Source organism: Actinoallomurus rhizosphaericola (assembly GCF_024055675.1).
GTDB classification, from domain to species: domain Bacteria; phylum Actinomycetota; class Actinomycetes; order Streptosporangiales; family Streptosporangiaceae; genus Actinoallomurus; species Actinoallomurus soli.
Genome location: NZ_JAMXMW010000021.1, coordinates 30712 through 51109, shown reverse-complemented (window position 1 = coordinate 51109; position 20398 = coordinate 30712). Strand labels below are relative to the sequence as shown.

The window sequence follows — 20398 nt, the reverse complement described above, 5'->3', positions numbered from 1 at the left end:
GGCCCGGAACACCCGCCTCCAATCTCTGGAACCCATGACCTGGCCGACCGCGCACCCCGCACAGCCCCCGCTGAACCCCGTAGCCACCACCATCCCCGACCTGTTCGCCGTCTCACCGGCCCTGCCCGCCGTGCCCGCGACCCGCGCGCGCCGCCGGCGCGACCCGTTCTTCGACAACGCCAAGTTCCTGGCGATCGTCCTGGTCGTGATGGGCCACTCGATCGTCAACCTGCGCGACGTCCGGTTCGCGCACGCCCTCTACCTGTTCGTCTACACGTTCCACATGCCGGTGTTCATCGTGATCACCGGCTACTTCTCCCGGAACTTCACGTTCTCCGGGGGCAAGGCCCGCAAGCTGATCACCAACCTGGGCGTGCCGTACGTCGTCTTCGAGACGGCCTACTCCACGTACCACTGGGCGGTCGGGCACTCCGCCTTCCAGATCAGCCTGCTCGACCCGTACTACCTCACCTGGTTCCTGATGGCGCTGTTCCTGTGGCGCCTGTCCACGCCGGTCTGGCAGCAGATCCGCTGGCCGGTGCTGGTCGCCCTGGTGATCGCCCTGCTGTCGGGCATGAGCGACCTGCCGAACGAGCTCGAGATGCACCGCGTGTTCGGCCTCGTGCCGTTCTACGTCCTGGGCCTCGTGCTCAAGCAGGAGCACTTCGACCTGCTCAAGCAGACCAAGGCCCGGGTGCTGGGGGCGCTGACGCTCCTGGTCGGGTTCGTCTTCACCTACTTCGTCGCCGACCGGCACATGACCACCGAGTGGGTGTACTGGCGCAGCCCGAACTCCACGATGCACGTCGACAACCTCACGGGCACCGGCATGCGGCTGGGCCTCATGATCGCGGCGACCATCCTGGTCGCCGCGTTCCTGTCAGTCGTACCGGCCAGGCAAACGTGGTTCACCAACCTCGGCGCCGCGACGCTGTACGCCTACCTGCTGCACGGCTTCCTCACGAAGCTGCTGGAGTACATGGGCTGGTGGGACGTGTCGTTCCTGCACACCATCCCCGGCGTGCTGCTGACCGCTGCGACCGGCGCGGTGGTGGCGACGCTGCTGTGCACCCCGCCGGTGCGCAAACTCATGCACTGGGCGCTTGAGCCGGATATGTCGTGGGCGTTCGTGCCGCTGCGGCGGCCGAAGAGGGCCTGAGCAGCTCCACCCACGCCTCGCCGACGAGATCGAGGGCGTAGGACCGCGCGACCTCCGCGTGGGCCTGCGCCCTCTCGTCGTTCCAGCGGCCCTCGGCGACCATCGCGGCGAGGTCCCGCGCCATCGTGGACGGCGACTCGTGGATCCAGCGCCGGTCGTAGATGGTGTCCGCGCCCGGCCAGGGCAGGAGCGCGGGCACCGCGCCGGACGCCATGCCCTCGGCCGGCGCCAGGTGGAAGCTCTCGTCGTCGCTGGTGGACAGCACGAAGCCGATGCGGCGCAGCCACGCGGCGACGTCCGGCCCGGCCGGGTCGAAGACGACCGAGCGCGCCAGCAGCGGCGACCGCCGGATGCGCCGGAACAGCGCCTCGAACGCCTCCCGCTCCTCGGTGCGGTTCCAGATCCACGGCAGGTCCCAGGGCAGCTTCGACTTCACGAACAGCGTGAACCGCGGGTCGTGGCGGCGCAGCTCCTCCAGGACGTCCACGGCCAGGTCGAGGCGCTTGCGCCAGGGCGCGATCCCGATCATCCCGAGGTGGAACTGCGCGCCCGGGAGCTTGGCGCGGTGGAACTGCGCGACGTCCACCCAGTTGGGGATCACGGTGATCTTCTCGGCGGGCCAGCCGGTCATCTTGCGGGTCAGCTCCGCGTACGACGGGCTGACGCAGACGACCTGGTCGATCAGGTCGATGTCCAGCCGTCCCGGCCACGCGCCGTACAGCTCGAAGCGGTGCAGCCGGACGATGAGGCGCTGGTCCGGACGGCCGTGCTTCTTGCGCCACTCGCTGTACCAGACGGCGTTCGGCCCGCACCACTCACAGATGATGACGTCGGCCCACTCGGCCAGTTCGGCGCTGACCTCCGGGTCGTGGGTGCCGAGGGCGGGCCAGCGGTCGACGCGCACCTCGACGTCCGGCAGCGCGCCGATGTGGTCGAGCAGCCGGGTGAAGAACTTCAGGTCGTGCCCGGCGACGACGATCCGCGTCGTACGCCCGGCCCCGTCGGCGCGCAGGGGCGGCGGGAACGCCTGCCGCAGGTACGTGCGGAGCCGTTCGGCCGCCGCGTCGAGGGTGAACGACCGTGCCGCGTCCAGGCAGCGGCGGCGGGCGAGCGCGTAGACCTCCGGGTCGGTCACGTCCGCGAGCACGTCGACGACGTCCTCCTCGGTGGCGGCGAACAGCGGGTAGTCCGCGCCGAGGAGGTTCTCGTGCATCGGCGTGCGGTTGAGGACCACCGGCAGGCCGAGCGCCCCCATCTCCAGGACCTTCGTGGACAGCTCCAGGCTCGCGTCGAGCTCCGGATGACGCCAGGACAGCCCGACGTCGCAGCCGGCCGACACCCGCATGGCCTCGGCCCGCGGATGGCCCCCGTGCCAGGTGAGGCCGGGCGTCGACTCCAGGGCCACCCGCATGCGGCGGGAGAAGCCCGGGTCCTTCCGGTCGTGGTGGATCTTGTCGCCGATCATGTGCAGCTCGGCGTCGATCCGGCGGGCGGCCAGGCGGCGCGGCAGCCCGGTCATCTCGTAGGTGTTCCAGCGCGGCGCGAACTTGCCGGTGTAGACGAGCCGCAGCGGCCGCCCGGGCGTCTTGTCCGCCGACGGTTCCAGGCCCTCCGGCAGCGCGACGACCGGCGGGAACAGCACGCACTTGCCCGCCGCCTTGTGCAGCACGCCCTCCAGGTGGCAGCGCAGCTCCTCGGTCTGGCAGAGCAGGAACCGCGATGCCTTGGCGACCGCCGCCAGCTCGCCGCGCGTCCTGCCGTCCAGCTCGGCGACGGTCTGCGGGACGTCGGTGAGGTACGTCCACAGCCGCCCGGCCAGGGGCGTCGCGGTCAGGCGTACGGCGAGGCGCTTCCCGCGCACGACGACCAGGTCGTACGGCCGCTCGGCGTCGAGCTCGGTGAGCAGCCCGGCCGCCTCCTCGACGCTCAGCGAGGTGGTCGCGTCCTCGGGCCGCCGCCGTACGGTCACCCCGGCCAGCCGTTCGAGCGGCTCGACGAGGCGCCCGGTCCGCACCGGGGCCTTGAGGACAAGCGTCACCTCGACGCCGGCGGCCTGGAGCGCCTGCACCATCCCCTGGGCCCAGATCGCGGACCCGTCGATGAGGTTGAGGTCGACGTCGCCGTACACGAGCGCGCGCACGCGTTCTCCTTCTCGCAGGATCATGGGAGTTGTTCGATGCCGAACCGGGCGCACAGGCCCGGCAGCGCCCCGGCGATCGGCGTACCGGGCGGGACCGTCGCGTCCCAGCCGAACCCGGCGATCGCCGGCGCGGAGCCGGCCAGCACGACGGGACGGCCCCGGTCGCGGGCGACGCCCATCAGGGCGAGCAGCGCCCGGTCGCGGTCCGGGACGCCCGGGACGCCCAGGTAGGCCCACGGGCCGCCGGGCTCTCCGGCGGCGGCGTCGACGATCACCAGGTCCACGTCGGTCGTGTCGAGGACGAGGGCGGCGTCGTGCGGCATCAGCGGCACCACGTGCGCGACCTCGCCCAGGGCCGCGGCGGCGGCCGGGCCGAGCACGCCGGCGACGACCAGTCCGGTCGCGGGCGCCGCGGCGATGAGCCGGTCCTCGTCGCGCGCGGTGAACATCGGGCGCTCGCGCGCGTCGACCGAGGTGACGACGTTCGGCGCGCCCCGGTGCCGCCACATCCGGTACAGCTCGCGCGGCAGCTGGACGACGCCCTTGCCGGGCCTGCGGGCCGCGTCGGTCACGGCGCGGCCCACCTTGAGGGACGTGGAGCCCTCCAGCGCGGCGACCCGCGCCTCCAGGATCTGGACCCGGGCCTCCCGGTCGGCCAGCGCCGCCTTGAGTCGGGCCACCTGCCGGTCAGCCACCGAGCCACCCCTCCACGACGCGGGCGATGCGCGGTCCGGCGTGGCCGTCCCACAGCGGCGGGTGCTCCCGCTCGCCGCGGCCGGCCGCCAAGGCCTCGGCGACGGCGGGGACGACGTCGTCGGCGGTGACGAGCCGGTTGGTGCCGTGCGTGATCGTGATCGGCCGCTCGGTGTTGGGCCGGAGCGTCAGGCACGGCACCCCGAGGATCGTCGTCTCCTCCTGCACGCCACCGGAGTCGGTCACGACGGCCGCCGCGCCGCGTACGGCCGCGACGAACTCGACGTAGCCGAGCGGCTCCAGCAGCCGCACGCGCGGATGGGCGTCCAGCCCGGCCTCGGTCAGCACCTTACGGCCGCGCGGGTGCACCGGCATGACGACGTCCACCAGCTCGGCGATCTCGTGCAGCCGCTTGACCAGGCCGGCCGCGACCTCCGGGTCGTCGACGTTCGCGGGCCGGTGCAGCGTCGCGACGACGTACCGCTCGGGCAGGTCGTACGCCCGCCGGACGGCGTCGGCGTCGAACCGGCCGAGGTTCGCGAGCAGCGTGTCGATCATCGGGTTGCCGACGAAGTGGATCCGGTCGACCGCGACCCCCTCGGCCGCGAGGTGGCCGACCGCCTCCGGGCTCGTGACGAGGCACAGGTCCGACAGCTGGTCGACGAGCCGGCGGTTGACCTCCTCCGGCATGGTCATGTCGAAGCTGCGCAGCCCCGCCTCCACGTGGGCGACCGGGATGCGAAGCTTGGCCGCGACGAGGGCGGCGGCGATGGTGGAGTTCACGTCGCCGTACACCATGACGAGCTCGGGTGAACGCTCGATGAACTCCTTCTCCAGCGCCACCATGATCGCGGCGGTCTGGGCGGCGTGGCTGCCCGAGCCGACCTCCAGGTTCACGTCGGGTTCGGGCAGGCCCAGGTCACGGAAGAACACCTCCGACATGCGCTCGTCGTAGTGCTGGCCCGTGTGGATCACCCGCTGTTCGCGACCCGTCTCGGACAGCGCGGCGATCACCGGCGCCGCCTTGACGAAGTTCGGACGGGCGCCGAGTACATGCGCGATCACAGTTGAGTTTCCCTTTCGTTCACGGACGATCCCTAACCTCGCCCGCCATGCAGGTGGCCAAGATGATCTTTTTCTGGTCGGTGCTCGCGTGGCGGCACGCGCGCGCCGATCCCCGCCGGGCGGTCCGGCTGGCCGTACGGCTGGCGCTCCGCGCGGCTCCCGGCCCGGTGCGCGCGCGGTTCCGCGCGCTCGCCGCGCCGGCCCCGCAGCGTCAGGACCGTGAGACCGGGGAGCTGCGCGAGCTGCTCGACGACGCCGCCGAGGCGAAGCCGCGAGCCGGGCACGCCGCGTCCCGCCCGTCCGGGGAGCGGATGGCGGTGCTGCACCTGGTCACGAACGCGCTGCCGCGCACGCAGGCCGGGTACACCGTGCGGACGCACCGCATCGTGTCCGCACAGCGCGAGCTGGGCCTGGACCCGCACGTCGTGACGCGGCTCGGCCACCCCCTGGCCCAGGGCGTCCGTGACACGCGGCCGTGCGTCGAGGTGGACGGGATCCCCTACCACCGCCTGCTGCCGTGGACACCGCCGAAGGGCCCGGTGCGCGAGGTGCGCAAGGCCGCCGACCTGGCCGGACGGCTCGTCGAGGAGCTGCGCCCTTCGGTGCTGCACGCGGCCAGCAACCACCTCAACGCGGCCGTCGCGCTGGAGCTGCGCCGCAGGTACGGCCTGCCGGTGGTCTACGAGGTCCGCGGCTTCCTGGAGGACTCCTGGCTGTCGCGGGACCCGGCGCGCTCGACGAGCGATGACTTCTACCGGCTCACCCGCGAGCTGGAGACCGCCCGGATGCGCGACGCCGACCTGGTCGTGACGCTCGGCGAGGCGATGCGGGCGGAGATCCAGGGACGCGGCGGCGTCGGCGACGTGCTCGTCGTGCCGAACGCCGTGGACGACACCTTCCTGGAGCCGCTGCCGGACGGCGGGAAGCTCCGCGCCGAACTCGGCATCGCCGAGGGCGAGGTCGTCGTCGGGCTCACCTCGACGTTCTACGGCTTCGAGGGCATCGACACGCTGATCGAGGCGGCGGCGCTGCGGCGCGACTTCACGCTCCTGCTCGTCGGCGACGGACCCGAGCGCCCGGCGCTCGAGCGCCGTGCCGCCGAGCTCAAGGTCCCGGCGATCTTCACCGGCCGGGTGCCGGTCGATCAGGTACGTCGGTATCACGCAGTCCTCGATGTGTTCGCGGTCCCGCGGAGGGCGGACCGGGTGTGCCAGCTGGTGACTCCGCTGAAACCGCTGGAGGCGATGGCAGGGGGGCTCCCAGTAATAGCAAGTGATGTCAAAGCGCTCCGCGAAATCATCGAACCGGGCGTGACCGGCACGTTAACTCTTCCAGAAGACCCGGAAGCATGGGCGAATTGCCTGGACCAGCTCATTTACAGTCCGGAGCTACGCGGCGAAATCGGTCAGGCGGCCCGGGAATGGGTCGCGGCCCACCGCACCTGGCGGGCCGTCACGGCACGCTGTCTCGGCGCCTACCGGGACCTCGCCTCCGCAGCATCCTGAAGGGAGCCACTGGTGGATCTGGTGGTCATCGGACTTGGCTACGTCGGCCTCCCGCTCGTGCGGGAGGCCGGCCGCGCCGGCCTCCGGGTCGGCGGGCTGGACCGCGACGCCCGTGTCGTCGCCGGGCTCAAGGCCGGCCTGTCCCACGTCGACGACGTGAGCGCCGAGGACGTCGAGCGGATGCTCGCCGCCGGCTTCACGCCCTCACGGGACGAGGACATCCTCGACGGTGCGCGCACCATCGTGATCTGCGTGCCGACGCCGCTGTCGAACGACGGCGGCCCCGACCTGACGGCCGTCCGGTCCGCCGCGCAGACGGTCGCGCGGCACCTGGACCCCGGCACGCTCGTGGTGCTGGAGTCGACGACCTACCCGGGCACCACCGAGGAGGTCGTCCGGCCGATCCTGGAGGAGTCCGGCCTGGTGGCGGGCGAGGACTTCCACCTGGCCTTCTCCCCCGAACGGATCGACCCGGGCAACCCGGTGTACGGCGTCCACAACACGCCGAAGATCGTCGGCGGCCTGACGCCGTCCTGCGCGCACGCCGCGGCGGCCTTCTACGGCAAGTTCGTCGAGCACGTCGTGCAGGCCAAGGGCACCCGCGAGGCCGAGATGGCCAAGCTGCTCGAGAACACCTACCGGCACGTCAACATCGCGCTGGTCAACGAGATGGCGGTGTTCTGCAACGAGCTGGGCATCGACCTGTGGGACTCGATCGCCTGCGCCTCCACCAAGCCGTTCGGCTTCCAGGCGTTCTACCCGGGGCCCGGCGTCGGCGGGCACTGCATCCCGATCGACCCGAACTACCTGTCGTACAAGGTGCGGTCCCTCGGCTATCCGTTCCGGTTCGTCGAGCTCGCGCAGGAGATCAACGACCGGATGCCGCGGTACGTCGTCGAGCGCGCGCAGGCCCTGCTCAACCGCGATGGCCTGGCCCTGAAGGGCGCCAAGGTGCTCATCCTCGGCGTCACCTACAAGCCGGACATCGCGGATCAGCGCGAGTCGCCCGCCCGCCCGGTCGCCCGGCGGCTGCGGAAGATGGGCGCCGACCTGAGCTTCCACGACCCGCACGTCGAGAGCTGGGACGTCGACGGCGAGCCGGTGCCGCGCGCCCGTGTGCTCTACACGGCACTCGCGGAGGCCGACCTCGCGATCGTCCTCACCGACCACCGGGAGTACGACCCGGAGAGCCTCACCCGGCACGCGCGGCTGCTGTTCGACACCCGGGGCGCCACGCGCCGCCTCGAGGAAACGGCCGCCGAACGCGTCGAATTGCTGTGACCTGGAATTCACCGGAAATTAAGATGCGGATATTCGTGTGTACCGTCGTGCATCATCCGGAGGACGCGCGAATTCTGCATCGGCAGATTCGCGCGCTGCTGGACGCCGGGCACGACGTGACCTATGTGGCGCCGTTCCGGAGCTGTAATGTGACGCCCTGGGCGGAGATCGATCCGCTCGACGTCCCGCGCGCGACCGGCCGGAACCGGCTGCACGCGCTGCGGAGGGCGCGGCGCGTCCTCGCCACGCACGCGAAGGACGCCGACATCCTCCTGCTGCACGACCCCGAACTGCTGCTCGCGGTGCCGCGCCGGCTCCGCTCGCGCACCGTCTGGGACGTGCACGAGGACACCGCGGCGGCGCTGGGCGCCAAGGGCTGGCTGCCCGCGCCGCTGCGCGTCCCGCTGCGGTTCGCGGTGCGCTTGATCGAGCGGCGCGCCGAACGGCGGCTGAAGCTGCTGCTGGCGGAGGAGGGGTACCGCGACCGGTTCCGCCGTCCGCACCCGGTGGTGCCGAACACCACGAACGTTCCCGACCTGCCGCCGGCCCCGCCCGGCGACGACCGGATCATCTACGTCGGTCAGCTCTCGTTCGCCCGCGGCGTGCGGGACCTGATCGCGCTGGCCCGGCTGGTCCACGCCGACGGCATCACGCTCGACCTGGTCGGCGGCGCCGACGCCGACGTACGGCCGCTGCTGCGCGACGCCCAGCGGGAGGGGATCCTCCGCTGGTACGGGTTCGTGCCGAACGACCGGGCGCTGCGCATGGCGGAGGGCGCCCTCGCGGGCCTCTCACTCCTTCACGACAGCCCGAACTACCGGCACTCGATGCCCACCAAGGTCGTCGAGTACATGGCGCGCGGTATCCCCGTGATCAGCACGCCGAACCCCATCGCCGCCCGCATCGTCGAGGAGGCGGGCTGCGGCATCGTCGTGCCGTTCGAGGATCCCGCGGCCACCGCGGCGGCGGTCCGGCGGCTGCGCGAGGACCCGGAGCTGCGGCGGGAGATGGGCAAGCGGGGTCATGAGGCCGCCCGCGCGCGGTTCCACTGGCCCGAGCAGGCCCGCCTGTTCGTCGCCAAGCTGGAGGAGTGGGCCGGAGTCTAGGCCGCGGTGGGCAGGCGCGCGGCGATCACGGCGGCCAGCCGCGTCGCCGTGTCGGGCAGTCCGGAACTGACGGTCACGATCGTGCGCCCGACCCGCATCACGACCGTGCCCGACGAGGTGCCGACCGCGTACGCCTCGTCGCCCGCGCGTACCCGGTCCCGCGCGCCGTTCTGCGTGTCGCGGGCCGCGGCGAACAGCGCCTTGGCGGTCAGGGCGTCGGGAGCGACCCACTGCACGGTCACCGACAGCACCCCGGCCTCCCGCTCCGGCCCGTCGGGGTCCCGGCTCTTCGCACGACGCGGCCGGAAGGTGCAGCCCGCCGGCACGCGAAGCCCGTCGACGGCGGCCTGCGCCGGCTCACCGGAGTACCCCCGCGGCAGATCGCGTTTCGGCAGCAGGGAGCAGGCGTTCGGCCACTGGCGCGCCGGCACGCCGGCCAGCTCCGGCGGGCCCTCACCGCGAAGACCACCGCGCAGCGCCACCAGCCGTGCCGCGCCGAACGGACGGGGCCGCGCGGCCGGCGCGGCGACGTACAGGAGCCCGCCGCCCGCGGCGAGCCAGGGCCGTACGCCGTCCAGGCCCGCCCGCAGCACGACGGGGATCGGCACCGTCGTGCCGTTCCCGCTGACGGGGTCGATGACGTCCACCCCGGCGGGCAGCAGCGGATCGGCGAGCCGCGACCGCAGCCCGTAGACGAGTCCGCCCGCGACCGTGAGCGCGTCGTAGCCGGGCATGTCCCGGTGCCAGGACGACAGCCCCGACGCGATGTCCACCGACTCCAGGCGACGGGTCGGCGTGGCGTCCTCGGGCCGGCGCCCGGTCTCGTAGGCCACCAGCAGGTGCCCGGCGGTCACCGCGATCGGGCACATGTCCCGGCACAGGTCCTGACCGGAACGGTCGAGGAAGGCGTGCCCCCTCCGGTCGAACGCCTGCAGCGACTCACCGTCGAAGACGACCGTGACGTCGCCGCCGACCGCGAGCGCCGACCGCGCGGTGTTCCGGGTGAGGACCGTGAAGTCCGTCCGGCCCTTCGACGGGTCGACGACCAGGACCCGGTCCGCGTCCCCGCAGTCGATGCTGAACGCGGCGATGCTCTCGCTGCTGTCCGAGGCGTACGGCACCGCCTCCGGCAGCAGGCAGCCGTGCGGAAGCCGTTTGCTCCACAGCCGCCGGCCGTTCTGCGCCGAGCGGCCGTACAGCGTGTGCCGCCCGTCCTCGGTGACGAAGACCACTCCCCCGGCGGCCGGCCAGCGCAGCGTCGTACGGTCGATCGCGGCGGGCACGTCGCCCCGCTGCCGCCACAGCAGCGTGCCGCTCACCGCGTCCAGGCCGACCATCAGGCGGTTGCCGCGGTGCCCGGTCCGTTCGAGGTACGCGACGAGGACCTGTCCCGTGTGCGCCCACCCGAGCATCGACCACTCGGCGCGGTAGTAGTGCCAGCGCTCCCGGCCGGTGCGCGCGTCCCGTACGTCCAGGCCGTGCCCGGACACGACGACGAGTTGACCGTCCACGATCGTGTACGCCACCCGGTCGTAGGCGGGCAGGTCGCTGTCGCCGACGGGCGTGCTGAGCTGCCAGCTCGTGGTCACCGGCGTCGCCGGCGGCCCCAGATCGGCCAGCGGCGGCCGCGGCGCGTGCGTGACGGTGCGATTCACCTGCCACCACTCCGCCTGGAGGACGAAATGGTCGGCCAGCACCCCACCGACGATCACGGTCAGCAGGGCCGTCAGGGCGCTCAGAACGATGTGCCTACGGCTCCGCGCGGACTCGACCGTGATCACCTCCTGTTGATGCCACGCACCGCCGAGGGTACGGGGTTCCGGCGCTTCGCACCGATAATTGGCCCATGGTGCCGACCGTGAAGGACGAGCAGATCGCCGCGGAACAATCCCGCGTCGACGAAGCCTACGCACGTCTGGAGGAGATGCGCGCGGCCGCTCGCCGGATGCTGGAAGAGGGCTACCGCCAGGCCCAGGCCGGCACCAAGGGGTCGCTCGTCGACCGCGACGCGATGGTCCACCAGGCGGCGGTCCGCAGCCACGCGCTCGACGTCGCCGAGGAGGGCCTGGTCTTCGGACGGCTCGACCTGGTCGGCGGCGAGACCCTCTACGTGGGACGGGTCGGCGTCCGCACCGGCGAGCACGACTCGCTCGTCATCGACTGGCGCGCTCCGGCGGCCGAGGCGTTCTACCGCGCGACCCCCGAGGACCCGCGCGGCGTCGTACGCCGGCGGGTGCTGCACTGCCGGGGCCGCAAGGTCGTCGACCTGGAGGACGACCTGCTCATCCCCGGCGCGCGGACGGACCTGACGATCGTCGGCGACGGCGCGTTCCTGGCCTCGCTCGCCCGCAGCCGCGAAGGGACGATGCGCGACATCGTCGCCACCATCCAGCGCGAACAGGACGAGGTGATCCGCGCCCCGGCCGACGGCACCGTCATCGTCCAGGGCGGCCCCGGCACCGGCAAGACCGCCGTCGCCCTGCACCGGGTGGCGTACCTGCTGTTCCGGCACCGGCGCAGGTTCGGCTCGCGCGGCGTGCTCGTCCTCGGCCCCAACCCGCGCTTCACCGCGTACATCGAGCGCGTGCTGCCGTCCCTCGGCGAGGGCGGCGCCACCCTGCGCTCGCTCGGCGACCTCCTCCCCGGCGCGGAGGCCGCCGTCCACGACGCTCCCGAGCTCGCTCGCGTCAAGGGCGCCACGATGATGACGCGGGTGCTGCGGCGGGCCGTGCAGGACGCTCCCCCGGACAGTCCGGAAACCCTCCGCACCGTCTACCGCGGGGTCGTGGTGACGCTGGAGCGCGAGGCCCTGGACCGCATCCGCCGCGAGGTCCACCGCACCGCGCACGGCTCGGTCAACACCGCCTACCCCCGCGCCGCCGACCTGCTCCTCGGCGCGCTCTGGGACCGTTTCCTGGAGGTCGGCGGCCCGGACGACGCCCCCGGGACGTCCCGCGCCGCGTTCACCGCGCACGTCCGCGACGAGCGGCGCTTCGTCGAGTTCCTGCGCTCCTGGTGGCCGGTCCGCCGGCCGGCCGATGTGCTGCGCTCGCTCACGGACCCCGACCGGCTGCGCCGCGCCGCGGGCCGCTCGCTGAACGACCGGCAGCTCCGGCTGCTCGCCGAGTCCTGGAGCGGCCCCTGCTCCTACCTCGACATCGCGCTCCTCGACGAGGCCGGCGCGATCCTGGGGCCGCCGCCGCGGCCGCCGCGCGGCAGGAGGCGCAAGGCGGAGGACCCGTTCGTCATCGACGGCGTCAACGTCTTCACCGGCGAACGCGTCGAGACCGAGGACGACGACGAGCCGACGCTGCGCGAGCTCACCACGTACGTCGAACGCCGCGAACAGGCGATGCGCCGCGACGACGACGAGGACGAGGACCTTCCCGTCGAGTACGCCCACATCGTCGTCGACGAGGCGCAGGACCTGTCGCCGATGCAGTGGCGCATGCTGGGCCGACGGGGCCGGACGGCCACCTGGACGATCGTGGCCGACCCCGCGCAGAGCGCCTGGGAGGACGCCGCCGCCGCGCGCAAGGGGATGGACACCGCGCTCGGCCGCCGGCCACGCCATGCGTTCGAGCTCACCACCAACTACCGCAACTCCGTCGAGATCGCCGAGGTCGCCGCGAGAGTCCTGGCCCAGGCGGTGCCCGAGGCCCGGCCGGCCCGCGCCGTCCGCGCCTCCGGCCACCGCCCGGTCATCCGGCACGTCCCCGCGCTCGACGGCAACGTGCGCGCCGAGGCGGCGGCCCTGGCCGACGCGGTCGAGGGCACCGTCGGCGTCATCCTGCCCGTGGGCCACCCGGCCCCCTGCCTGCCGGACCTGCCCGATCGGGTCCAGGTGCTCGACGCCTTGGAGGCGAAGGGCCTGGAGTTCGACGCCGCGCTGATCGTCGAGCCGGGAGAGATCGCGGACTACGCGCAGACGGGACTGCGCACGCTCTACGTCGCCGTCTCCCGCGCCACCCAGCGCCTCACCGTCCTCACCACCGCCCCGGACTGGAAAACCCTCCTGTCCGGCACCGCGCCCGATAACGGCCTAACGGGTAACGCCGCGCGGGGCGGCACCTCCGGCGGCGGTGCCAGGCCGGGCGGCGCGACAGGAGGCGAGGCCGGATCGGACAGCGCGACAGGAGGCGACGCCGGGGCGGGCGGCGCGACAGGAGGCGAGGCCGGATCGGACAGCGCGACAGGGGGCGGCGCCGGGTCGGGAGGCGCCGGATAAGAGCCGCGGGCGGTTCATCCGGTCGAGGACCCGGCGCGCATAGCCGTCGGTGGTCTGGATCTCGGCGAGCGGCACCACGGGGAGCCGTACCCGGGTCAGCATCGGGATCTTGCGCCGGAAGGAGGTCGCGCGCAGGCACTTCTGCGGCAGATCCTCGATCTCCGTCCACAGCAGGGGGGCGAACTCCTCCACCAGACGGATCCGGAACTCCCCGTGCGTGCATCTGTAGCTGAACGCATCCGGTCCGGATGGTCGCGTTCCCCCGTTCCGACGGGCGAACACCGCCATGTCCGCCTCCGCCTCCCTCGGATCGTTCGAGGCGGAACCGCTCCACTCGAGCCAGAAGACGCTCCAGCGGGAGGCTCTCATCTCGTCGAGCAGCAGCGTCAGCCGGTCCAGTGAGTCGTCAGCGCGCGGAACCGCCAACTCGAAGGCCGTGACCGGAACGGGCGCCCCCTGCAGCGCGGCCGCCATGAGCCCGTCGGCCAGGTACGGCGTCTCGGCGAACCAGGAGACGAACGACGTGAACTCGATCTGCCAGGCGGCGACCCGCTCCTTGAGCGGCCGACCGGCCGCCTCGGCGATGGCAGTGTCGATCGCCTCCCACCGCGGCTGGGTCTCCAGATGCAGCTCCAGCTCCATCGCCCCGAGGATGCGGTCGGCGAGCGGCAGGGTCACCGTACGGGTGCCGTTCTCCAGCGCGCTGAGTGTCGTAGCGCTCACGCCACAGAGCCGTGAGAGCTCCCGGATCGTCAGCCGGCGTGTCTGCCTGGCGGTCCTGACCAGCGCACCGATCCGCCGGTTACTCCCATCGGCCATACCCCGCATCCTCCGACGCGGCGCAGGATGACGTCCACCACCGTCCACATCTTGTGGAAAACGTCGACGCCGGTCCGCACCGCCCGGGGGGCGCGGTTTTCGGGAGCCGTACCGCCAGGAGGAATAAGTTCCTGCTCAGGTGACAGCGGCCACGGCAACACCCCTCAGGCCGCCGAAGCGTACGCTGCGACCGCCTGCCACCCGATCGCTCGCTTCTGGGGGTGCCGTCTCATTGGCGCGTGTCACCTCAGGAGGAACGAATCCCTCCTGAGGTGACAGCCCAGAAAGAGACGTGGCCTCCCCGGAGCTGCTTTCGTACCGACTCGTCGCGTTCTGTCGCGTAGGTCGGGCCGCCACCTGGGCGCCGAGCCGGCGGCCTGGTCGCCGGCTCGACGGCCATATCGCCGGGCCGACGGCCATATCGCCGGGCCGACGGCTGGTCGCCGGGGCGGCGGCTGGTCGCGGAACCCCCTAAATGACCGGGGGGCGGCCGAGGCGGGTCATGCGCCAGACGGTGCGCCAGGAGATGGCGCGGCGCCTGCCGGCGGGCTTGCGCCAGCCCTCCAGGAAGCCGCTGAACCAGGGGCGGAGCGCGGCCGGCTTGCGTTCGCGCAGGACCGTCATCCCCGTCCACACGCCGAGGTAGACGAAGACGAGCGGCCAGGGCAGGTTGCGCCGGGCCAGCCAGACGCGGTTGCGAGCGTTGAGCCGGTAGAACATCTCGTGCCGGGTCGGCGCGACGGCGGGGTGGAACATCACCGACTCGGCGTCGTACACGATGCGGTATCCGGCGTTCAGCGCCTGCCAGGCGAGGTCGGTCTCCTCGTGGGCGTAGAAGAAGTCCTCGGGGAGCCCGCCCGCCGCGTCGAACGCGGCGCGGCGCATCGCGCAGGCACCGCCGAGGAAGGTCGTGACCTCCGAGGAGCGGAGCGGGTCGCCGGCGCGGAGCCGGGGAACGTGACGCCGCTCCCCCGGGCCGCCCTCGGGGTCGCGCACGCGGAAGGACACGATGCCGAGCTTCGGGTCGCGGGTGAACATGTCCCGCAGCCGCGCGCCGAGCTCCATCGACTCGTACCAGCCGTCGTCGTCCAGGAAGAGGATGAGCTCGCCGGACGACGCCTCGACGCCACGGTTGCGGCCGGCGGGGATGCCGACGTTCTCCGGGAGACGGAGGACTCTGACGTTGTCGGGCCAGGAGCCGGGGACGTCCGCGCCGTTGCCGACGAGCACGACCTCGATCTCGACGCCGACCTGGCCCAGCGCGCTCTTGACCGCGCGTTCGAGCTCGACCGGCCGGTTCCCCATGGTCAGCACGACGACCGAGATCCTCATTTGAGCCTCCGGGACGCCACGATGCTGACGAAGTGCAGGCCGGTCTGCAGGACGGCGACGACCGCGACGGCGACGGCGAGGACCCGCGTGGCGGTCAGGCCGTGCGTCAGGTGGTCGATGACCGCCGTGGCCACGATGAGCAGCGACAGCTCCACCGCGCCGATGATCCGGTGGAACTTCAGCAGCGACGCGGCCTCGCGGGCCAGCGCCAGGCCCGTCGACTCCGGGCGCAGCGCGCGGTCCCCGGTCGCGGGGTCCGCGGGCAGGCCCGACTTGGCGCGGGCGACCACGACGTTGTCGGTCTCGGCCTTGATCAGCGCCGCGCCGAGCGCGGCGAGCAGGCCCAGCTCGACGTAGCCGCCGTTCTCCCACGCGCCCTGGGCCCGTACGCCGAGGCCGGCCAGCAGCGCGACCTCGGACATGTAGTGCCCGATCCGGTCGAGGAAGATTCCGGTGACGGACGTCCGCTTGCGGAACCGCGCGACCTCGCCGTCGGAGCAGTCCAGCAGGAGGTACGCCTGGATCAGCACGGCGCCGACGATGGCCCAGATCAGGCCCGCCGTTCCGCGGCCGTCGACCGCGACGGCCGCGCCGCCCAGCATGCCGCAGGCGATCATCATGTAGGTGAGCTGGTTCGGGCTGAACCCGATCCGGATGAAGAGCCAGGTGAACAGGGGCGAGATGCTGCGCATGTACAGCCGTCCCGCCCAGTGCTCTTCGTTCCGGCGTTCCTTGAGGCCGGGTGGCTGTCCGCCCGCCCGAACCTCAGCCAGCGAAGGTGCCGACATATTCGCGTACCGCTTTCAGCACAGCGCCCTCGTCGAGTCCGAGGTGCTCCAGGATGGTGTACCGGCCAGGCCGTGTCTGGGGAGCGTAGAACACCGCCTCGGCGAACTGCTCCTCGGTCAGACCGATGTCATGCGGTGTCTTGGGCAGTCCGTGACGGTCGAGGCACGTCACGATCTGCGTGAGGCGTTCCGCGCCCTCGCCGAGGTGGGTGGCGCGCAGGTGGTAGCAGAACGCCGCGCCGATCCCCGCCAGCTCGCCGTGGTTCGCGGTGCCGGGGAACAGGTGGTCGATGGCGTGCAGGATCTCGTGGTCGCCGCCGCTGGACGGGCGTGAGGACCCGGCGAACGACATCGCCATCCCCGACAGCACGAGCCCCTCGGCCAGCACGGTGAGGAACTCGTCCGACTCGATCGACCTGGGCTGGTAGATGAGCGCCTCGGCGGCCGTACGGGCGAGGGTCAGCGCGAGCCGGTCGATCGGGTCGCCCTGCTCCCGGCCCGCCAGCAGCCAGTCGTCGACCGCCGAGAAGTTGCTCAGCACGTCGCCGACTCCGGCGCGGACGAGACGGTCCGGCGCGGCGCGCACGTAGTCCAGGTCGACGACCATGGCCAGCGGCATCGTCACGCCGAAGGTGTTCTTGCCCTTCTCGTGCTCCAGGGAGGCCGTCGGCGAGCAGATGCCGTCGTGGGAGAGGTTGGTGGCGACCGAGACCATCGGCATGCCGGCGAGCGTCGCGGCGTACTTCGTCGCGTCGATGGTCCTGCCGCCGCCGATGCCGACGACCGCCTCGTACGACCCGCCGCGCAGCCGGGAGCCGAGCTCGACGGCGGCGTCGACCGTGCCGCCGTCGACGTGGAAGACCTCGCAGGCCTGCAGACTCGGCCTGATGTGCTCGGCGATCTGGTCGCCCTGCCCCGGCCCGACCGCGATGGCGACGCGGCCCTCCGTGGCGATCCGCCGGTCCGCGAGCAGCTCCCCGAGGTGGGCGATGGCCCCGCGCCGCACGTCGATGGACAGCGGCGCGGGGAGCATCCGCGTGAGCAGCGGCATCAGTATTCCTTGGCGATCCGGCGGGCCTTCTCCAGGTCGTCGTGGTTGTCGACCTCGACCCAGTCGACCTCGCCGATCGGGGCCACCGAGATCCTGCCGCCGCGGTTCACCAGCTCCTGGTAGCCGTCCTCGTAGTACAGGTCGGGGTCGCGCTCCCAGGTGGCCTTCAGCGCGTCGGCGAGCGGCTCGGCCGCGGCGGGCTCCAGCAGCGTGGCGCCGATGTACTCGCCGTACGCATCGGAGGGGTCCATCAGCTTCGTGATGCGCTGCAGATGCCCGTCGGCGTCGAGGATGACCTTCATCTCCTCTTCCGCGAGCTTCTTGGCGTTGTCGACGGCGAGGAGGATGTCCGGGCCGCGGTTCTCCAGGAGGGTCTTCTCGACGCTCACCGGGTGCACCGTGTCGCCGTTGACCATGAGGACGCCCTCGCCGAAGTGCTCACGCGCCAGCCACATGGAGTAGGCGTTGTTCCACTCCTCGGCCTTGTCGTTGTGCACGAGCGTGATGGACACGCCGTACCGGCTCTCCAGCGCGGCCTTGCGCTGCTCGACCGCCTCGGCGCAGTAGCCGACGACGATGACGACGTCGGTCAGCTCGACCTCGGCGAGGTTCCCGAGCGCGATGTCGAGAATCGTCGTGTCACCGTCGACCGGCACCAGGGCCTTGGGCAGCGTGTCCGTGTACGGGCGGAGACGTCGCCCCGCGCCCGCGGCCAGAACCATGCCGATCATGAGCCGGCTTCCTCCTCATCCTCGAGATTGACCATCACGCCCTTGCCGGTACCGGTCCGCACCCAGGTGTAGACGCTCTCGATACCGAACAGCAGGGCGAAGTAGACACCGAGCACGGCCAGGACGACGGGCAGCCTGCCCACGAGCGCGGCGATCGCCACGATCAGCAGGCGGCCGTCCCAGCCGAGGCCGGCGACGAACACCCATCGGGCCGGCCACAGCCGCTGGCGCGTGCGGTAGACGGTGTCGTAGTGGTGGTAGGCCAGCACGCCCAGGAAGGCGTAGACCAGCGGCTTGGAGACGTCGTGCGCGAAGCCCAGCGTCGCGAGGTAACCGTACTCGATGGCCCGCATGAGCGGCGGCACGAGCCAGTCGAGGCGCCCGCTGTGCGGATGCGTCGAACCGGGACCGGCCAGCAGCAGCACCAGCACCGGAGCGAAGACCGCCGGACTGGTCTGGCCGCTGACGCCGACCCCCAGCAGGATCGCGGTGACGATGCCGGCGACGAGCAGCGGCAGCAGCGGCGGGAGCTGGCCCTTGGTCAGCCGGCCCAGCACGTGGGCGATGGGGCCGTCGTCACGGTAGGCGACCAGCCGGCTGCCGTGGTAGGCGAGCTCGGCGTCGGGGACCGGGGCGGCGGCGGGCTTGCCCGCCGCGGACATACCAGGGAGGACACTCATTTCGAAACCGCCACCGACCTCGGCTGGGTGAGGGACCGGAGGATGCGTCCGGCGATCGTGTAGAACGCGGCGACGCCACCCCACGTGAGCAGGGCGATGAACGTCACGCGCGCGTTGAAGATCGCCGCCGTGAGGGCGATGAGCGCGAACCGCTCTCCGATCGGAAGCACGATCATCTTCTTGAACCAGTGGAAGACCCGGATCTGCTCCGAGCGGGCGGACAGCCACACCGCGAGGTGGCTGAGACCGCGACCCTTGGGCCGGCTCTTCGGCGGCTCCGGCTCGTCCAGCATGCTGTCACCGGGCGTGCCGAGCGGAACGACCGGGATGGGCTCGGGCGGCATGCGCCGCTTCGAGGCGCCGAACGCGAAGTCCACCATGTGCCGGCAGGTCTGCGCCGTGATGGCGGTCGCGGCGAGGAACCAGACGTCGCCGCCGTGCGCCGAGCTGCCGACCGCCGCCGCGGTGGAGCCCACCGCGAGGCCGGCGAACACGGTGTACTCCTTGGCACGGTCGAACGTCGCGTCGAGCCAGGCGCCGAGCGTGCTGAACTGCCGGGTGTAGCGGGCGAGCTGCCCGTCCACGCAGTCGAAGACGAACGCGAAGTACAGCGACAGGCCGCCGAGGATCATCCCCCACCGCTGGCCGGTGGCGAAGAACCCCGCAGCGATGATCGAGATCCCCATCGAGATCGCGGTGACGGCGTTCGGCGTCCAGCCGCGCCTGCCGGCCCAGCGCGCGATGTAGCGGGAGTAGGTGCTGACCGCGTAGGTCGTGAAGAAGCCGTCGTTGTTCTTGACCGCCGCGGTGAGCCGGACCTTGTCCTCGTCGACGGAGTCGACGGCCCGCTGGGCCGCGTCCGCCTGCGTCTGGTCGAGGACCCGCTCGCACACCAACGAGCTGTTGCCGCGGCCGGTGACCTTCACCCCCGAGCGCACCAGGCCGACGACGAGCAGTGCGGGCGCGTCGTCTCCGGTGATCGGGGTGGTGGCGAGTGCCTCGAGGTGCACGCCGCCGGCCTGCTCGATCTCGACGTCCCCGGTGTCCTCCGGGTCGTCCCACAGCCGGCGGAGCGGGCTGATCTCCGTGAAGCCGTCCGGCTTGTCCGCGAGGTCGGCCAGTCTCTCGGCCACCGCGGCGAGGGTCCCGGTCTCCTCCTGAGAGACCCGCACGATGCCGCGGAAGACGGCGTTCGGGTCGGTCACCTGGTGGTACGGGGAGCCTGCGGACTGGATGCGGCCCTTGCGGATCCGGATGAGAGGGCGGGTCAACTGGTCGTCGTTCACGGGCACGCGGGCGACGACGGCGGAGGCGGGCGCCTTGGAGTTGTAGACGAGCCGGGCGAACACCTCGCGATGGGCGACGACGTCGCCGTGCATGATGAGCATCGGCCGTTTCGCGGCGCGGGCGACCCGGGCGATCTCGCGCAGGTCGTCGGCGAGCCCCTTGGACTCGACGACCTCACAGCCGGCCTCGCGCAGGGCGGCGGCGAACTCGGGGCGGGCGATCACGCGTCTGTCGGCGATGTCGAGGGACTGGAGCTGGGCGAGCAGCCGGGTGACGACCACGGCGCCGCCCGGGAGTGTGAGGCCGGCCGTCGGCGTGGAACCGGACGCGACCGCCTCGGTCGCGAGAACCACTGCCAACGTCATCGGCACCCTCCGAACTTCATCTCTGTAGTCCTCAGGTCTGGGGTGGGGGTCTCTCTCCGGCCGGGGCCGTGAGATGCGAGCGCCGACCATACCGCGACTAGTAGCGCGCCGCCTCCTCGCCGTAAACATCCGTTCAGCCGGGTGACGCGGCGAGAGCCCCCATAGGTT

Annotated in this window: 15 protein-coding genes and 1 pseudogene; 5 read left to right on the top strand and 11 right to left on the bottom strand. The window is 72.2% G+C overall.

From position 1 onward, the window contains the following. The first annotated feature begins 34 nt into the window (after positions 1 to 34). A complete protein-coding gene (locus NE234_RS35515; RefSeq protein ID WP_252785323.1) occupies positions 35 to 1159 on the top strand; it encodes an acyltransferase family protein in 1125 nt (374 codons plus the stop codon). Here the strand turns inward: NE234_RS35515 and NE234_RS35510 are convergent. Genes NE234_RS35510 through wecB form a run of 3 tightly spaced genes read right to left on the bottom strand, consistent with a single transcriptional unit; the run spans position 1089 to position 5054 of the window. Then, positions 1089 to 3323 carry a glycosyltransferase gene (locus tag NE234_RS35510; RefSeq protein ID WP_252785322.1) on the bottom strand — a complete coding sequence of 745 codons (2235 nt, stop codon included), beginning with the start codon at positions 3321 to 3323 and terminating at the stop codon, positions 1089 to 1091. The two genes, NE234_RS35515 and NE234_RS35510, sit on opposite strands and share 71 nt — an antisense overlap. After that, positions 3320 to 3994 (bottom strand): hypothetical protein, encoded by a 675-nt coding sequence (locus NE234_RS35505; protein WP_252785321.1) that lies wholly within the window; start codon positions 3992 to 3994, stop codon positions 3320 to 3322. The genes NE234_RS35510 and NE234_RS35505 overlap by 4 nt, the downstream gene beginning before the upstream one ends. Continuing rightward, a complete protein-coding gene (gene wecB, locus NE234_RS35500) occupies positions 3987 to 5054 on the bottom strand; it encodes a non-hydrolyzing UDP-N-acetylglucosamine 2-epimerase (protein WP_252785450.1) in 1068 nt (355 codons plus the stop codon). The genes NE234_RS35505 and wecB overlap by 8 nt, the downstream gene beginning before the upstream one ends. 65 nt (positions 5055 to 5119) lie before the next feature. On the opposite strand from wecB, the gene NE234_RS35495 reads away from it, so the two are divergent. From NE234_RS35495 to NE234_RS35485, 3 genes are read left to right on the top strand one after another with little or no spacing between them, the layout of a single operon-like run. Then, positions 5120 to 6562, top strand: a complete 1443-nt coding sequence (locus tag NE234_RS35495; protein ID WP_252785320.1) for a glycosyltransferase family 4 protein — start codon at positions 5120 to 5122, stop codon at positions 6560 to 6562. Positions 6563 to 6574: 12 nt separating this feature from the next. Continuing rightward, the gene (locus tag NE234_RS35490) at positions 6575 to 7843 is read left to right on the top strand and encodes a nucleotide sugar dehydrogenase (RefSeq protein ID WP_252785319.1); all 1269 of its coding nucleotides are present in this window, start codon (positions 6575 to 6577) and stop codon (positions 7841 to 7843) included. A 23-nt stretch (positions 7844 to 7866) separates the two neighbouring features. Next, a complete protein-coding gene (locus NE234_RS35485) occupies positions 7867 to 8949 on the top strand; it encodes a glycosyltransferase (RefSeq protein WP_252785318.1) in 1083 nt (360 codons plus the stop codon). Here the strand turns inward: NE234_RS35485 and NE234_RS35480 are convergent. Then, positions 8946 to 10730, bottom strand: coding sequence for an outer membrane protein assembly factor BamB family protein (locus tag NE234_RS35480; protein WP_252785317.1), 1785 nt, complete (start codon positions 10728 to 10730; stop codon positions 8946 to 8948). The genes NE234_RS35485 and NE234_RS35480 overlap by 4 nt on opposite strands. 65 nt (positions 10731 to 10795) lie before the next feature. Here NE234_RS35480 and NE234_RS35475 point away from each other — a divergent pair, with 65 nt between their 5' ends. Next, positions 10796 to 13177 (top strand): HelD family protein, encoded by a 2382-nt coding sequence (locus tag NE234_RS35475; protein WP_252785316.1) that lies wholly within the window; start codon positions 10796 to 10798, stop codon positions 13175 to 13177. Positions 13178 to 13822: 645 nt separating this feature from the next. On the opposite strand, the pseudogene NE234_RS35470 reads toward NE234_RS35475, so the two are convergent. From NE234_RS35470 to NE234_RS35440, 7 genes and pseudogenes are all read right to left on the bottom strand, one after another. Next, positions 13823 to 13996 (bottom strand): annotated as a pseudogene (locus tag NE234_RS35470) (helix-turn-helix domain-containing protein); the annotation flags it as partial. Between the two features lie 471 nt (positions 13997 to 14467). Then, entirely contained in the window at positions 14468 to 15328 is an 861-nt protein-coding gene (locus NE234_RS35465; protein ID WP_252785315.1) for a glycosyltransferase family 2 protein, read from the bottom strand. Continuing rightward, the gene (locus NE234_RS35460; RefSeq protein WP_252785314.1) at positions 15325 to 16116 is read right to left on the bottom strand and encodes a CDP-alcohol phosphatidyltransferase family protein; all 792 of its coding nucleotides are present in this window, start codon (positions 16114 to 16116) and stop codon (positions 15325 to 15327) included. Before NE234_RS35460 ends, NE234_RS35465 begins: the two co-directional genes overlap by 4 nt. Continuing rightward, positions 16094 to 17149 (bottom strand): iron-containing alcohol dehydrogenase family protein, encoded by a 1056-nt coding sequence (locus NE234_RS35455; RefSeq protein WP_252785449.1) that lies wholly within the window; start codon positions 17147 to 17149, stop codon positions 16094 to 16096. Before NE234_RS35455 ends, NE234_RS35460 begins: the two co-directional genes overlap by 23 nt. A 17-nt stretch (positions 17150 to 17166) precedes the next feature. Further along, positions 17167 to 17898: a phosphocholine cytidylyltransferase family protein gene (locus NE234_RS35450; RefSeq protein WP_252785313.1), complete on the bottom strand. Its 732-nt coding sequence runs from the start codon at positions 17896 to 17898 to the stop codon at positions 17167 to 17169. Next, positions 17895 to 18578, bottom strand: a complete 684-nt coding sequence (locus NE234_RS35445; protein WP_252785312.1) for a DUF5941 domain-containing protein — start codon at positions 18576 to 18578, stop codon at positions 17895 to 17897. Before NE234_RS35445 ends, NE234_RS35450 begins: the two co-directional genes overlap by 4 nt. After that, positions 18575 to 20230 (bottom strand): CDP-alcohol phosphatidyltransferase family protein, encoded by a 1656-nt coding sequence (locus NE234_RS35440; RefSeq protein WP_252785311.1) that lies wholly within the window; start codon positions 20228 to 20230, stop codon positions 18575 to 18577. Before NE234_RS35440 ends, NE234_RS35445 begins: the two co-directional genes overlap by 4 nt. Positions 20231 to 20398: the final 168 nt, after the last annotated feature.